This is a genomic window from Rhodoferax sp. (genome assembly GCF_034520025.1).
Classification (GTDB): Bacteria; Pseudomonadota; Gammaproteobacteria; order Burkholderiales; family Burkholderiaceae_C; genus Allorhodoferax.
Genome location: NZ_JAXHNZ010000002.1, coordinates 20965 through 34042, shown reverse-complemented (window position 1 = coordinate 34042; position 13078 = coordinate 20965). Strand labels below are relative to the sequence as shown.

General features: G+C 61.3%; 14 protein-coding genes and 1 pseudogene. 10 read left to right on the top strand and 5 right to left on the bottom strand.

What is annotated here, in order from left to right:
• The first annotated feature begins 7 nt into the window (after window positions 1-7).
• From U5L73_RS08500 to U5L73_RS08490, 3 genes are all read left to right on the top strand, one after another.
• The gene (locus U5L73_RS08500; protein ID WP_416221284.1) at window positions 8-421 is read left to right on the top strand and encodes a DUF2069 domain-containing protein; all 414 of its coding nucleotides are present in this window, start codon (window positions 8-10) and stop codon (window positions 419-421) included.
• Window positions 418-1854, top strand: a complete 1437-nt coding sequence (locus U5L73_RS08495) for an FAD-binding oxidoreductase (RefSeq protein WP_322561981.1) — start codon at window positions 418-420, stop codon at window positions 1852-1854. Before U5L73_RS08500 ends, U5L73_RS08495 begins: the two co-directional genes overlap by 4 nt.
• Before the next feature lie 85 nt (window positions 1855-1939).
• A complete protein-coding gene (locus U5L73_RS08490) occupies window positions 1940-3097 on the top strand; it encodes an MFS transporter (RefSeq protein WP_322561980.1) in 1158 nt (385 codons plus the stop codon).
• A 48-nt stretch (window positions 3098-3145) separates the two neighbouring features.
• Here U5L73_RS08490 and U5L73_RS08485 read toward each other — a convergent pair.
• Window positions 3146-4453 (bottom strand): annotated as a pseudogene (locus U5L73_RS08485) (malic enzyme-like NAD(P)-binding protein); the annotation flags it as partial.
• 164 nt (window positions 4454-4617) lie between these two features.
• Here U5L73_RS08485 and U5L73_RS08480 point away from each other — a divergent pair.
• Window positions 4618-5466 carry a thymidylate synthase gene (locus U5L73_RS08480; RefSeq protein WP_322561979.1) on the top strand — a complete coding sequence of 283 codons (849 nt, stop codon included), beginning with the start codon at window positions 4618-4620 and terminating at the stop codon, window positions 5464-5466.
• 11 nt (window positions 5467-5477) lie between these two features.
• Window positions 5478-5984, top strand: a complete 507-nt coding sequence (locus U5L73_RS08475) for a dihydrofolate reductase (protein WP_322561978.1) — start codon at window positions 5478-5480, stop codon at window positions 5982-5984.
• Between the two features lie 12 nt (window positions 5985-5996).
• On the opposite strand, the gene U5L73_RS08470 is transcribed toward U5L73_RS08475, so the two are convergent.
• Complete coding sequence (locus tag U5L73_RS08470; protein ID WP_322561977.1) at window positions 5997-6212, bottom strand: glycine zipper 2TM domain-containing protein; 216 nt, start codon at window positions 6210-6212, stop codon at window positions 5997-5999.
• A 140-nt stretch (window positions 6213-6352) separates the two neighbouring features.
• Here U5L73_RS08470 and U5L73_RS08465 point away from each other — a divergent pair, with 140 nt between their 5' ends.
• Window positions 6353-6796, top strand: coding sequence for a response regulator (locus U5L73_RS08465; RefSeq protein WP_322561976.1), 444 nt, complete (start codon window positions 6353-6355; stop codon window positions 6794-6796).
• A 5-nt stretch (window positions 6797-6801) separates the two neighbouring features.
• Here U5L73_RS08465 and U5L73_RS08460 read toward each other — a convergent pair whose 3' ends face one another.
• The gene (locus U5L73_RS08460; RefSeq protein ID WP_322563471.1) at window positions 6802-7434 is read right to left on the bottom strand and encodes a response regulator transcription factor; all 633 of its coding nucleotides are present in this window, start codon (window positions 7432-7434) and stop codon (window positions 6802-6804) included.
• Window positions 7435-7490: 56 nt separating this feature from the next.
• Here U5L73_RS08460 and U5L73_RS08455 point away from each other — a divergent pair, with 56 nt between their 5' ends.
• The 4 genes from U5L73_RS08455 (at window position 7491) to U5L73_RS08440 (ending at window position 10450) form a co-directional block, all read left to right on the top strand.
• Window positions 7491-8846 (top strand): CHASE3 domain-containing protein, encoded by a 1356-nt coding sequence (locus U5L73_RS08455; protein ID WP_322561975.1) that lies wholly within the window; start codon window positions 7491-7493, stop codon window positions 8844-8846.
• A gap of 118 nt (window positions 8847-8964) precedes the next feature.
• On the top strand, window positions 8965-9129 hold the full coding sequence (locus U5L73_RS08450; protein WP_322561974.1) for a DUF1328 domain-containing protein: 165 nt from the start codon (window positions 8965-8967) through the stop codon (window positions 9127-9129).
• 55 nt (window positions 9130-9184) lie between these two features.
• Entirely contained in the window at window positions 9185-9499 is a 315-nt protein-coding gene (locus U5L73_RS08445) for a BON domain-containing protein (protein WP_322561973.1), read from the top strand.
• A gap of 159 nt (window positions 9500-9658) precedes the next feature.
• On the top strand, window positions 9659-10450 hold the full coding sequence (locus tag U5L73_RS08440) for an exodeoxyribonuclease III (RefSeq protein ID WP_322561972.1): 792 nt from the start codon (window positions 9659-9661) through the stop codon (window positions 10448-10450).
• Here the strand turns inward: U5L73_RS08440 and ntrC are convergent.
• Window positions 10416-11963 (bottom strand): nitrogen regulation protein NR(I), encoded by a 1548-nt coding sequence (ntrC, locus tag U5L73_RS08435; protein WP_322561971.1) that lies wholly within the window; start codon window positions 11961-11963, stop codon window positions 10416-10418. The genes U5L73_RS08440 and ntrC overlap by 35 nt on opposite strands.
• Before the next feature lie 29 nt (window positions 11964-11992).
• Window positions 11993-13042: a nitrogen regulation protein NR(II) gene (gene glnL, locus U5L73_RS08430; RefSeq protein WP_322561970.1), complete on the bottom strand. Its 1050-nt coding sequence runs from the start codon at window positions 13040-13042 to the stop codon at window positions 11993-11995.
• Window positions 13043-13078: the final 36 nt, after the last annotated feature.

Below are 13078 nucleotides of genomic sequence, written 5' to 3'. Positions count from 1 at the left end.
GCGCCCCGTGACTGCTGCTACCCCTGCCCCCTATGTTGTTGCTGCCCGCTGGGCGGCTGTTGCCAGCCTGATCGGCCTGATCGTGCTGGGGCTGGTGTGGGAGCTTTGGCTGGCTCCCACCGGCCGCGGCACACTGGCCCTGAAGGTGCTGCCCCTTTGTATTCCGCTGGCAGGCTTGCTCAAAAGCCGCATGTACACCTACCGGTGGCTCAGCCTGATGGTGTGGCTGTATTTCACCGAAGGCGTGGTGCGCGCCTGGAGCGACAAGGCACCGGGCAATTGGCTCGCCTTGATCGAGGTGGCGCTTTGCATCGTGCTGTTTGTAGCCTGCACTTTTCACATCCGCTTGCGGCTGAAGGCGGGCAAAGCCTTGCAGCCCGCCTCTGACAACACGACCCAACCCTCTTCCCCCTCCGTATGACTGCCACTGACACTTTGCGCGATACCTTGCGCGCCACACTGCGCACCCTCGTGGGCGAAGCGCACGTACTCACCGAAGGTGACCTCACCGCTTACGAACAAGACTGGCGTAAACGCGAGCGCGGCCACGCCTTGGCCGTGGTGCGCCCCGGCACCACAGAAGAAGTAGCCGCTGTAGTGAAAGCCTGTGCCGCAGCGGGCGTGAGCCTGGTGCCTCAGGGGGGCAACACCGGCATGGTGGTCGGCTCCATTCCCGATGCGTCGGGCACCCAAGTGCTGCTGAGCCTGCAACGCCTGAACCGCATCCGCACCATCGACGCGGCCAACCTGACGGTGACCGTTGAGGCCGGCTGCGTGCTGCAGACGCTGCAAGAGGCGTGCGAGAAAGAAGGATTTTTGTTCCCCCTTAGTTTGGCCGCCGAGGGCAGCTGCACTATTGGTGGCAACCTGGCCACCAATGCCGGCGGTACCCAGGTGGTGCGCTATGGCAACACCCGCGAGCTGTGCCTCGGCCTGGAAGTGGTGACCGCGCAGGGCGAGGTCTGGAGTGGCCTGACCGGCCTGCGAAAAGACAACACCGGCTACGACCTGCGCCACCTGTTTATTGGCTCTGAGGGCACGCTGGGCGTGATTACCGCTGCCACTCTGCGCATGTACCCCCTGCCCGCGGCCCAACTCACCGCCTTTGCAGCGGTACCCTCGCTGGACGCAGCCGTGCAACTGCTGGGCCTGGCGCACCAGCACCTGAACGCCGGCCTTACCGGCTTCGAAGTGATGGGCGACTTTGCACTGGGCTTGGTGCGCAAACACTTTCCGCAGCAAAACGTGCCATTCGGCGGCATGAGTCCTTACTGCGTAGTGCTCGAGAACTCCGACCACGAGTCCGAGGGCCACGCCCGCGAACAATTCGAGCGATTGCTGGAAGCGGCCCTCGACCAAGGCTGCGTGCTGGACGCCGTGGTGGCCGAGAACATTGCCCAAGCCCGCGCGCTGTGGCACATCCGTGAGAGCATTCCGCTGGCGCAGGCCCAAGAGGGCCTGAATATCAAGCACGACATCTCAATTGCCGTGTCGCGCATTCCTACCTTCGTGACTGAGGTCGATGCGTTGCTGGAGCAACACTTCCCCGGCGTGCGGCTGGTGAACTACGGCCACTTGGGGGACGGCAACCTGCACTACAACGTGCAGGCGCCGGACGGCGCGGATGCCGAAGCCTTTTTGCACGACCAGGAAGGCCCCATCAACACGCTGGTGTACGAGGTAGTGGACCGTTTCAATGGCTCCATCTCCGCCGAGCACGGCATTGGCAGCCTGAAACGCGAGAAGCTGGCGCACCACAAATCGCCGGTTGCCCTGAATGCCATGCGCGCCATCAAGGGCGCGCTGGATCCGAAAAATCTCATGAATCCAGGCAGAGTGCTATCAATAGAGTAGCTGCTTGCGCTTATTCCGCGAGGACTAGAGGTCTTTTTTACGTAGACTCAGGCCACTCTGCGCACTTATTTTTCAGGACCCCGTTGTGGCACACCTCATTCTCTTGGGCATCGTCTATGTGTCCTTTATCAGCCTGGGCCTGCCGGACGGCATTCTGGGTGTAGCTTGGCCGGCCATCCGTGCCGATATGGGCCAGCCGCTGGCGGCAGTGGGCGCCATCACCATCACCATGACGATCTGCTCGGCCACGGCGAGCTTCTTTGCAGGGCCGATTGCCAAACGCATGGGCACCGGCGCGGTGGTGGCCACCAGCTGCCTGATGACTGCGCTGGCGCTCTTGGGCTTCTCGGTGGCCCCGTCGTTCGGTTGGCTGGTTGCACTGGCGGTGCCACTGGGCTTGGGTGCGGGCGCTGTGGACGCCAGCTTGAACCACTTTGTGGCAGCCCACTACTCCTCCCGCCACATGAACTGGCTGCACGGTTTCTGGGGCGTGGGCGCCACCACCGGGCCGCTGATTATGGGCTTGGCACTGGCCAGCAGTGGCGGCTGGGCGCTAGGGGTGCGCAGCATCGGCCTGATGCAGCTGACGCTGGCGGTCGCACTGTGGGCGACCTTGTCACTTTGGGCCAAAGAGCACTCCAAACCACCTGCTGGTGAAGACGCGTATGGTGCTGCCTCCTTCAAACCGGTGCGCCCGCTCGCAACTTGGTTGGCGCCCACACTGTTTTTGTTTTATGTGGCGGCCGAGATGGGCACCGGCCTGTGGGCAGCCAGTATTTTGGTAACGGACCGCGGCCTCACGCAGGCGCAAGCGGGCATCTGGGTGTCGGTGTATTTTGGCTCCATCACCGCCGGGCGCTTTGCGGTGGGGCTGATCGCCAACCGGCTGGGTAACCGCAAACTGGTGCGGCTGGGCATTGCCGTGGCTACGCTAGGTGCGCTGGTGTTTGTCTTGCCCGGGGTGTTCGGCAGCGCCGCCAGCTTCGGGCTGGTGCTCATGGGCGTGGGCTGTGCACCGGTGTTTCCGTCGCTGATGCACGAGACCGCGCGCCGTTTTCCGGAAGATGTGGCCCGCGCCGTCATCGGCCGGCAAATGACCTTTGCCTATGCCGGTGGCTCGGTTATCCCCGCAGGTTTCGGGCTGCTGGCGACTTGGGCCGGGCTGGGCGCGGTGATGCCACTGGTGGTGGTCATCCTGCTAGTGCTACTGGCACTGGCCGCAGCGCTGGACCGGATGACCTGATCAGGCCAATGCCAATCAGGTCCGTGCCAGTTTGCGGGCCAGTTGCTCCAGCCGGGCCTTGTAGCTCTCGGCATCAAACGCACGGCGGGCGCTGCCGCTGTCCACCGCTGCTTGCGCCACGCGCAAGGACACGGTTTGTAGCAAGCGTTTGTCCAGCAAGGTGGGCAGCAACTTGTCTTTACTGAAGGCCGCGTCTTCACGCGCCAGATCCGCCAGCGCCAGCACGGCGGCTTTCTTCATGTCTTCATTGATCTGTGGGGCACCCACGTCCAGCGCGGCGCGGAACAGGTAGGGGAAGCACAGCGCATTGTTCACCTGGTTGGGGTAGTCCGAGCGGCCGGTAGCGGTGATGGCGTCGCGCGAGGCGGCAATCACCAGCTCAGGGCGGATTTCAGGCTCGGGGTTGGCCAGCGCAAACACTACGGGCTTGGCGGCCATGCCGCGCACCATTTCCTGGCTCACCACGCCGGGGCCGGACAGCCCAAGAAACACATCAGCATCCCGCAAGGCATCGGCCAGCGTGCGGGCAGCGGTATCGCGGGCCCAGGCGGCTTTTTCGCCGTCATCGCCCTTGGCGCCACGACCGGTGTAGATCACGCCTTTAGAGTCACACACAGTAATGTTGGATTTTTTAGCACCCAGGCTCACCAGCAGTTCCAGGCAGGCGTTGGCCGCCGCGCCCGCACCGTTGCACACCAGCGTGACTGCATCCAGCGACTTACCTTGCAGATGCAGCGCGTTGATCAGGCCGGCGGCCACCACGATGGCGGTGCCGTGTTGGTCGTCATGGAACACGGGAATCGACAAGCGGGCCCGCAGCGCGCGCTCGATCTCAAAGCACTCGGGCGCCTTGATGTCTTCGAGGTTGATGCCGCCAAACGTAGGGTGCAGGCTGGCAATGGTGTTGATGAGTTTTTGTGGGTCGGTCTCGTCGATCTCGATGTCAAATGCGTCGATGCCGGCAAAACGCTTGAACAGGACGGCCTTGCCTTCCATCACCGGCTTGCCGGCCAGCGCGCCGATGTTGCCCAGGCCCAGCACGGCGGTGCCGTTGGTGATGACGGCCACCAGGTTGCCCTTGGCGGTGTACTCGTAGGCCAGTGCCGGGTCGCGCTCAATCTCTAGGCAAGGCACTGCCACACCGGGCGAGTAGGCCAGCGACAAATCGTCCTGGCTGCCCACGGGCTTGGTCACATGAATCTCAATCTTGCCGCCGATGTCGTCTGAATCACGGGCGCGGTGGTAGGCCAGCGCGGCTTCGTGCAGATTGAAAGCAGCTTCAGCAGCCTGGCCTTGCGGTGGTTGCTCGGCGCCCGTTGCGGTGGGGGCGGCCGTCTGGGTTTCGATGAGGGACATGCAAGCGGCGCGATGAGCGCGGTGAAAATAGGCCAAAGGCGGCGAAGCGCCAAATTCTGCGCGTGTTGCCCGCGCGCGGCCAGCAAAATGTGGGCAAATTCCATGCGGAAATGTCTTCACCGTATGCAGGGCAGACATGCCCCACCCACCCTACAATTTCGACCATGACCAGCCCTACTCCTCAGCGCCCGGTGCGCAGCCAGTACGAAGACTTCATGCGCCACGTGCACACCACGGGCGTTTTCAAATCCGACCGCACCGGCACCGGCACGAAAAGCGTGTTCGGCTATCAGATGCGCTTCGACCTGAATGAGGGCTTCCCGCTGGTCACGACCAAAAAAGTGCACCTGCGCAGCATCATCCAGGAGCTGCTGTGGTTCCTGACCGGCTCTGCCAACAACAACTGGCTCAAAGAGCGCGGCGTCACCATTTGGGACGAATGGGCCAACCCCGAAACCGGCGACCTGGGGCCGGTCTACGGCGTTCAGTGGCGCAGCTGGCCCACGCCGGATGGCGGCCACATCGACCAGATTGCCGACGTCATCAAAACCCTCAAGAGCAACCCCGACAGCCGCCGCATCATCGTGAGCGCCTGGAATGTGGCCGAGCTCAACAAAATGGCGCTGATGCCCTGCCACGCCTTCTTCCAGTTCTATGTGGCGCCGGCCACCGAGCCGGGCGGCAAGGGCCGCTTGAGCTGCCAGCTGTACCAGCGCAGCGCCGACATCTTTTTGGGCGTTCCCTTCAACATTGCCAGCTACGCCCTGCTCACCCACATGGTGGCCCAGCAGTGCGACCTGGAGGTGGGCGACTTCATCTGGACGGGTGGCGACTGCCACATCTACAGCAACCACACTGAGCAGGTGGAGCTGCAGCTGAGCCGCGCTCCTATGGCCTACCCCACGCTCCATATCAAGCGCAAGCCGGAGAGCATCTTCGACTACGAGTTTGAAGACTTTGAAGTGCTGGGCTACGAGTGCCACCCTGCCATCAAGGCACCGGTTGCGGTGTGATGGCAGGCACGATGAGCACCACCGTCACACTCCCCCGCCTTCACTTGATTTACGCCCGCGCTGCGAATGGCGTGATCGGCGCGGGCGGCGCCCTGCCCTGGCATTTACCCGAGGACTTGGCCCACTTCAAGCGGACCACGCTGGGCTGCCCCGTCATCATGGGGCGCAAGACCTGGGACTCGCTGCCGCCCAAATTCCGCCCCCTGCCCGGCCGTGCCAACATCGTTGTCACCCGCCAGCCGGATTGGAACGAAACCGGTGCCCAGCGCGCGTCTGACATGCGCGAGGCGCTACAAATTTGTGAGCAATCTGCAGACGTTTGGGTGATTGGCGGTGCCCAGCTCTATGCTTTGGCCGAGCCACTGGCCACCACCGCGGTGGTGACGGAGATTGAGCAAGACTTTGTGGGGGATGCCTACGCCCCCCACTTGGGCGAGGCTTGGCTGGAAACCGCCCGCGAGCGCCATACGGCAGCCAGCGGGCTGGGGTTCAGCCTGGTGACCTACACCCGCCGCTGAGCGGGCAAGCGCTTATTTCTTGCTGGATTGGTGGCCGATCACGCCACCTGCAGCTGCGCCTGCTGCTGTACCCAGCACACCGCCACCGATCACGTTGCCTGCGACGCCACCAATCACCGCGCCAACGGCGGTGTTCTTTTCACGGGTAGTCATACCGGCGCAGCCGCTCAAAACCAAGAGGGCCAACACGAGTGCGGTGCTACGGAGGGGAGTGGATGTGTTTTTCATGGAACGACCTTTTTCTGATCAACAAAATGTGATGGTCGAAGTATCTGCAGGCTTGTGTGCGCTGGGTAGCAGACAGCGCCGCAAAGGTGTGTAGGTACAGTCCTACATACATTCGGGTGGATGGCCCATGGCGAACGCGTGTGTTCGCAGGCACACTACAACCCAACCCCACCACCAACGATATGACCGTGCTCACCACCTATCTCGTCGAAGACAGCCCGGTCATTCAGCAAAGCCTGATTGCCACGCTGCAAGAACTCACCCCTGTGGCCGTCGTTGGCATGGCAGCGGACGAGCAAGCTGCGCTGCAATGGCTGGCGGACCCTGCGCACGAGGCAGAGCTGGTCATCGTGGATATTTTTTTACGCAGCGGCTCCGGCGTCGGTGTGCTGCGGGGCGCACAACAAAACAAGCCCTCACGGCATATGGTGGTGTTGAGCAACTACGCCACTCCTGACGTGCGCGCCACTTGTATGGCTCTGGGGGCACAGCAGGTGTTTGATAAATCGACAGAAATAGACGCGCTGATTCTCTACTGCCAAACGTTGGCTGCAAGCGGCACGCAGCCTGCTCCAACTGCTTGATGTGGCTACTGGATCAGGCCGTTTTTGAGCCCGTAATAGGTCAAATCGCTGTTCGACTCGAGGCGCATTTTCTCCATCACCCGGGTGCGGTAGGTACTCACGGTTTTCACACTGAGTGACATGCTGGTCGCAATATGCCCCACCGTCTCACCACGGGCCAGTCGCAGGAAAACCTGCAACTCGCGCTCAGAGAGCTGGGTGTGTAAGGGCTTGTCCGCATCATCGCCCAACCCGTCTGCCAACAACTCTGCGACGCCGGGGGTGATGTATTTGCGCCCGCGGTGCACGGTGCGAATGGCTTTGACGATGTCTTCGGGATCGCAATCTTTGTTCAGATACCCACTGGCCCCTTGGCGCAGCAGGGTGGTGGCGTAATGAACTTCGGCAAACCCACTCAAAATCAACACCGGCAGGTCAGGTGCACGCGCCTTGATGGCCACCAGCGCATCGACGCCGCTGTGGTCGGGCATGGAAATGTCCATCACCATCACATCCACTTCGCCCTGGCGCACGATGTCCAACGCATCCCGGCCATTCACCGCCTCGGCCACGACCTGAAAGTCCGGCTGGTCGGAAAAAAACTGGCGCAGCCCAGCGCGCACCATCGCGTGGTCATCAACAATGGCAATCCTGATCATGGGCGCATAGAGATAGTCATTCGCCATGATCCCACAGTTCTCTGCAGGTCCTTCCCATGAAAAAAATCACAGCCCTCCAGCGCCATCCTCTGGTCATTGCCTGCGCGCTCGCGGCGGCGGGAGCCGTGCTATTTGTGAGCGAGGCCTCTTACTGGCGGTCGACTACCACTTTGCAGGAACTGACCGAAATGGGCATGTCGCGCACCCAAATTCAGACGCTGGAGCGCAGCATGCTGGATGCCGAGACAGGCCAGCGCGGCTACCTGCTCACCCAACGCAAGGAGTACCTCGAACCCTATGTCACGGCGCTGCTTCGCATCGAAGATGCTTATAAGGTGTTGGATGTGTATTACGGCAGCGACCCAGAGTCACAAGCGCTGCTGCAGCGATTGCACACATTGACGGAGACCACGCTCTCAGAGTTGGCCTTGACGCTGCAGCTGTTTGACGAAGGCCGCGGCAAAGCCGGGCGCGAGATTTTGATGACCGATATCGGCCGCGAAAAGATGGACGCCATTCGGGCGACCAGTGCCGAGCTGCTGGCCTATCAAACCCGGGCGGTCAGCGATAGCCGCTCTGCGCTGATCAGCACCCTGGTGTTAGACCGGTTGGGTGTTGCAGTGCTCAGTCTCGTGAGCTTGCTGGCGTTGTTTTTGTACCTGCGCCAGTCGCAGGCGCTCAAGCTCCAGCAAATGGAGCTGCAACGCGTGGTGCAGCTGGAACGCGACCGCCTGGAGGTCGAAGTGGCCAATCGAACTGCAGAGCTGATCGAGCTCGCCCAGCACTTGCAAACCGCTCGCGAGGACGAGCGCCAACGCCTTGCCCGTAACCTGCATGACGATCTGGGCTCCTTGCTGACCTCCGCCAAGCTGGACGCCGCGCGCATCAAATCACGCATCACGGTAGCCGCACCTGAGGCGCTAGATTTGCTGGCCCACCTGGTTGGCACGCTCAATACCGGTATTGCACTGGGCCGCCGCATTATTGAAGACCTGCGCCCTTCTTCGCTGAGCAACCTCGGCTTGGTTGCTGCGCTTGAAATTCTGGCGCGCGAGTACGCGGCACAGTCCGGGGTAGCCGTTCACTGCCAACTGGAGCCGGTGGCATTGCGGCCCTCCGCAGAACTGGTGGTGTACCGGCTTGTGCAAGAGGCCATCACCAACATCGCCAAATATGCGCAGGCCCGCAACATTTGGATTGAACTCTGCACCCGGGCAGGCCAGGTGGAGGTCTCGGTGCGCGACGATGGTGTGGGCTTTGACACCAGCACCAAGCCCACTTCCGCCTACGGGCTGGTGGGCATGCGCTTCCGGGTTGGAGCAGAGGGCGGAAGCTTGCAGCTGCAGTCCCGCCCTGGGCAGGGCACCCAAATTCTGGCCAAGTTTCCACCACTCTCCAGCACAGCGGGGTGAGCGTGTCGGAGGCGTCCTACAAGCGGGCGCGCCTTTGACCCACGACTACACGGCAAGGTGACTGATGGCCACACTGTGTGCGAAAACGCACACTAGGGCATCTGTTGAAGGAATCCTGATGTTGCATTACGCCGTTGTCTTTTTTGTTATTGCCCTGATCGCAGCGCTTTTCGGTTTTGGTGGCCTTGCCGCCAGCGCCGTAGAGATAGGCAAGATCTTGTTTTTCGTCTTCCTGGTGCTCGCGGTGCTGAGCTACCTGTTCGGATTTCTCCGGAAGAAATAAACAGCGCCTCCCTTCTCCTTCCCCCTCCCATTCACTTCACTTCTGGAAACTCACCATGAACATTCGCACCCTCTTCGCCTTGGCTTTTGCCGCCCTTCTTGCCTTAACGGCTACCGGCTGCGCTGTGCAGCGTGGCCAATCCACCGTGGGGGCCTATGTTGATGACACCGCCATCACCGCCAGCATCAAGAGCCGCTTTGTAGAAAACAAAGTCGTGGATGCCGCCGCCATCAGCGTGGAAACCCTCAACGGAACCGTGATGCTGTCCGGATTTGCCAAAAGCCCGGATGAGAAATCCACCGCAGCGACGCTGGCTTGGAGCGTCATGGGCGTCAAGGCCGTGAAGAACGAGATCACTGTGCGCCCGTAAGCCACGTCGTCTGACTCGGTCAGACAAGAGCCCTGCACTTCTCCCGGAGCGCAGGGCTTTTTTGCGTTCATCGCAGCCTTGTAAGGTCTGTCATTGGCGAGGAGCAGTGAGAAAATCCAGGGTCTCTGCACTGCAGCATTTATTTTTTCTGAATCACCTATGAAACTCGCCACCTGGAACGTCAATTCTTTGGGCGTGCGCCTGTCGCAAGTGCTGGAGTGGCTGGCCGCCAACCCGGTCGATGTGCTCGCCCTGCAAGAACTCAAGCTGACTGACGACAAATTCCCCGCGGATGCATTTGAAGCCATCGGCTACTACGCGCAGTGGTTTGGCCAGAAGACCTACAACGGCGTGGCCCTGCTTACTCGATCTCCCGCGGACGCCGTAGTCAAAAATATCCCCGGTTTTGACGACGACATGTCCCGCGTAATCACCGGCACGGTGGAGAGGATACGCGTGATTGGCGCTTACTTCCCCAACGGGCAGGAGCCGGGTAGCGACAAGTTTGAGTACAAGATGGAGTGGCTCACCGCCCTGCGCCGCTGGGTGAAAGACGAGCTGACCGCGCACCCGAACCTGGTGTTGATGGGCGACTACAACATCACTTTTGACGAGGACGATGTGTGGGACCCGGTGAACCTGGAAGGCACCATCCATTGCACCGAGGAAGAGCGCTACCACCTGCGCGCCCTAGTGGCATTAGGCCTGTGCGACAGCTACCGGTTGTTCCCCTACCCGCCCAAAAGCTTCAGTTGGTGGGACTACCGGGATGCGGGCTTTCGGCGCAACCGGGGGCTGCGCATTGACCATATTCTGGTGAGCCAGGCGCTCAAATCGCGGGTTACCAGCTGCGTGATTGACAAGACGCCCCGCAAAAACGAGCGCCCCAGCGATCACGCGCCGGTAGTGGTAGAGATCAGCCCAGCCCTAGCTCCTGAATCTTCCGCGTAATTGTGTTGCGGCCAATACCCAGTTTTTGAGCCGCTTCAATACGACGGCCTTTGGTATTGGCCAAGGCCGCAAGAATCAGGCGGGACTCGAACCGCCGGGTGAGTGTGTCCCACACATCCGCTTTACCGGAGCCGAGTAGCGCAATCGCCTCGGTTTCAAGCTCGGCTTCCCAGCCTTCGAGTGGGCCTTGAGCCGCTGCGGCACGGGCCAATACATGCGACAGGTCTTCACTGCCCTCATGCGACAAAGACGCCGAGGCGTGCGAATCCAGAGGTAACTCTTTGAGATGCGCCTCGGGCGTGGCGGCAAACACCGGCTTGGCCAGCAGTGAGTCGCCGGCTTCGGTGCGCCCCTGATTGACCTCGGGCGGCAGGTCTTTGCGCTCAATCACCTGCGCCGGCGCCATCACGGTCAGCCAGTGGCAGATGTTTTCCAACTGACGCACGTTACCGGGAAAGCCAAAGCCCTCGAGCCAGGCCAATGCGGAATCAGAAATACGCTTGGGCTCCACGCCCAGCTGCTTGGCGCTTTGCTGCAGAAAGTGGCGGGTCAGCATGGCCACGTCTTCCTTGCGCTCGCGAAGGGCGGGCAGGCGTAGGCGAATCACATTCAGACGGTGGAACAAGTCTTCACGGAACACGCCGTCTTTGACGCGCTGCTCCAGGTTCTGGTGGGTAGCAGCAATCACACGTACGTTGGATTTGACGGCACTGTGCCCGCCCACGCGGTAGAAGTGGCCGTCGCTCAAGACGCGCAGCAAACGGGTCTGCAACTCAAACGGCATGTCCCCGATTTCGTCCAGAAACAACGTACCGCCATCGGCCTGCTCGAAGCGGCCACGGCGCATGGTTTGCGCGCCGGTGAAAGCGCCGCGTTCATGGCCGAAGAGTTCGCTCTCTAACAGATCTTTGGGAATCGCAGCAGTGTTGATGGCCACAAACGGGCCATCGGCGCGCGGGGAATGCTTGTGAAGCGCACGGGCCACCAGCTCTTTGCCGGAGCCGGATTCGCCGGTGATCATCACCGTGACGTTGCTCTGGCTCAAGCGGCCGATGGCACGGAACACGTCCTGCATGGCGGGCGCCTGGCCCAGCATTTCGGGGGACTCGGCCATGCGCTCTTCGGCGACTTCCTCGCGCTGGCTCTCTTCCACTGCGCGGCGGATGAGCTCTACTGCTTTGGGCAGGTCGAAGGGCTTGGGCAGGTATTCAAACGCGCCGCCCTGGAAGGCGCTCACCGCGCTGTCAAGGTCCGAGAAAGCCGTCATGATGATGACAGGCAGGCCGGGGTGTTTGGCCTTGACTTTTTCGAGCAGGTCCAGACCGGAGCCCCCGGGCATGCGGATATCGCTCACCAGGATCTGCGGGCCTTCATCGTCTGCTGCGGTGCTCAGCGCAGTCAGTACATCGCGTGGATTGGAAAAACTGCGTGTAGGCAGATGCTCACGCAGCAGTGCCTTCTCCAGCACGAAGCGGATGGACTGGTCATCATCTACGATCCAAATCGGCTTCATGTTGTGCGGCACCCTATATTCTTTGTCTGTTACGGTAACGGAATCAAGATTTTGAAGTCCGTACGGCCCGGCACGCTGTCCACTTCAATCAGACCATGGTGTTGCTGAACAAAGGTTTGCGCCAGTGTGAGCCCCAGTCCGGAACCACCTTCTCTGCCCGAAACCAACGGGTAAAAAATGCGGTCTCTGATCGAATCTGGCACGCCAGGTCCGTTATCGATGACATGCAATTCCAATGCCAACCGGTAACGCTGTTTGCCGAAGGTGATCTGCCGTGTCACGCGGGTCTTAAACGTCATACAACCGTCACCCGCTGCAATACGCTCTGCCAGCGCCTGGCAGGCATTGTGAGCAATGTTCAACACGGTTTGAATGAGCTGCTCGCGGTCGCCCCGGAATTCGGGGATGGAGGTGTCGTAGTCCCGCACCACGCGCAAGCCTTTTGGAAACTCGGCCAGGATCAGGGAGCGCACGCGCTCACACACCTCGTGAATGTTCACATCTCCCACCAAGTGGGGCCGGCGGTGCGGCGCCAGCAGGCGGTCTACCAGGCTCTGCAAGCGATCCGCCTCATGGATGATGACCTGCGTGTACTCGGTGAGCTCGGGAGACTCCATCTCCATCTCGAGCAACTGCGCCGCGCCACGAATGCCACCCAACGGGTTTTTGATTTCGTGGGCAAGGTTACGGATCAGCTCTTTGTTGGTCTGGGCCTGCTCGGCGAGTCGCTCTTCGCGGTCCTGGCGGGTCTGCTGCTCCTGGGGCACCATTTCCACAATGATGTGGTTCGATGCCTCGGTGCGGGTCACGATGACGTGCACCGGCATGGACTCCAGCCCGGCGCGCTTGAGCCACGCGTCGTAGCGCAGTGCTGCAAAAGCATTGTCCAGCGCACCCTCGAGAGCGCTGTGCAGCTGTGCGGGTTCGGTAAAGACATCGGCAAAGTTGGAGCCGATGATGGTCCTGCGCGAAATGCCCAAGGCATCTTCCAGTGCCGCATTGGAGAATTGCACAGACGCGTCGGCTGCGACCACCGCCACCAAGGTTGCTAGCAGGTCAAAAGAATGGAATCGCTCCATGAGGCTTGTCCGCGGAAAAAGGAAATTGAGTAACCG

Coding starts and splice junctions, on each gene's coding strand:
- U5L73_RS08495 (WP_322561981.1), top strand. CDS start 418: ATGACTGCCACTGACACTTTGCGCGATACCTTGCGCGCCACACTGCGC.
- U5L73_RS08480 (WP_322561979.1), top strand. CDS start 4,618: ATGACCAGCCCTACTCCTCAGCGCCCGGTGCGCAGCCAGTACGAAGAC.
- U5L73_RS08475 (WP_322561978.1), top strand. CDS start 5,478: ATGAGCACCACCGTCACACTCCCCCGCCTTCACTTGATTTACGCCCGC.
- U5L73_RS08470 (WP_322561977.1), bottom strand. CDS start 6,212: ATGAAAAACACATCCACTCCCCTCCGTAGCACCGCACTCGTGTTGGCC.
- U5L73_RS08460 (WP_322563471.1), bottom strand. CDS start 7,434: ATGATCAGGATTGCCATTGTTGATGACCACGCGATGGTGCGCGCTGGG.
- U5L73_RS08455 (WP_322561975.1), top strand. CDS start 7,491: ATGAAAAAAATCACAGCCCTCCAGCGCCATCCTCTGGTCATTGCCTGC.
- U5L73_RS08450 (WP_322561974.1), top strand. CDS start 8,965: ATGTTGCATTACGCCGTTGTCTTTTTTGTTATTGCCCTGATCGCAGCG.
- U5L73_RS08445 (WP_322561973.1), top strand. CDS start 9,185: ATGAACATTCGCACCCTCTTCGCCTTGGCTTTTGCCGCCCTTCTTGCC.
- U5L73_RS08440 (WP_322561972.1), top strand. CDS start 9,659: ATGAAACTCGCCACCTGGAACGTCAATTCTTTGGGCGTGCGCCTGTCG.
- ntrC (WP_322561971.1), bottom strand. CDS start 11,963: ATGAAGCCGATTTGGATCGTAGATGATGACCAGTCCATCCGCTTCGTG.
- glnL (WP_322561970.1), bottom strand. CDS start 13,042: ATGGAGCGATTCCATTCTTTTGACCTGCTAGCAACCTTGGTGGCGGTG.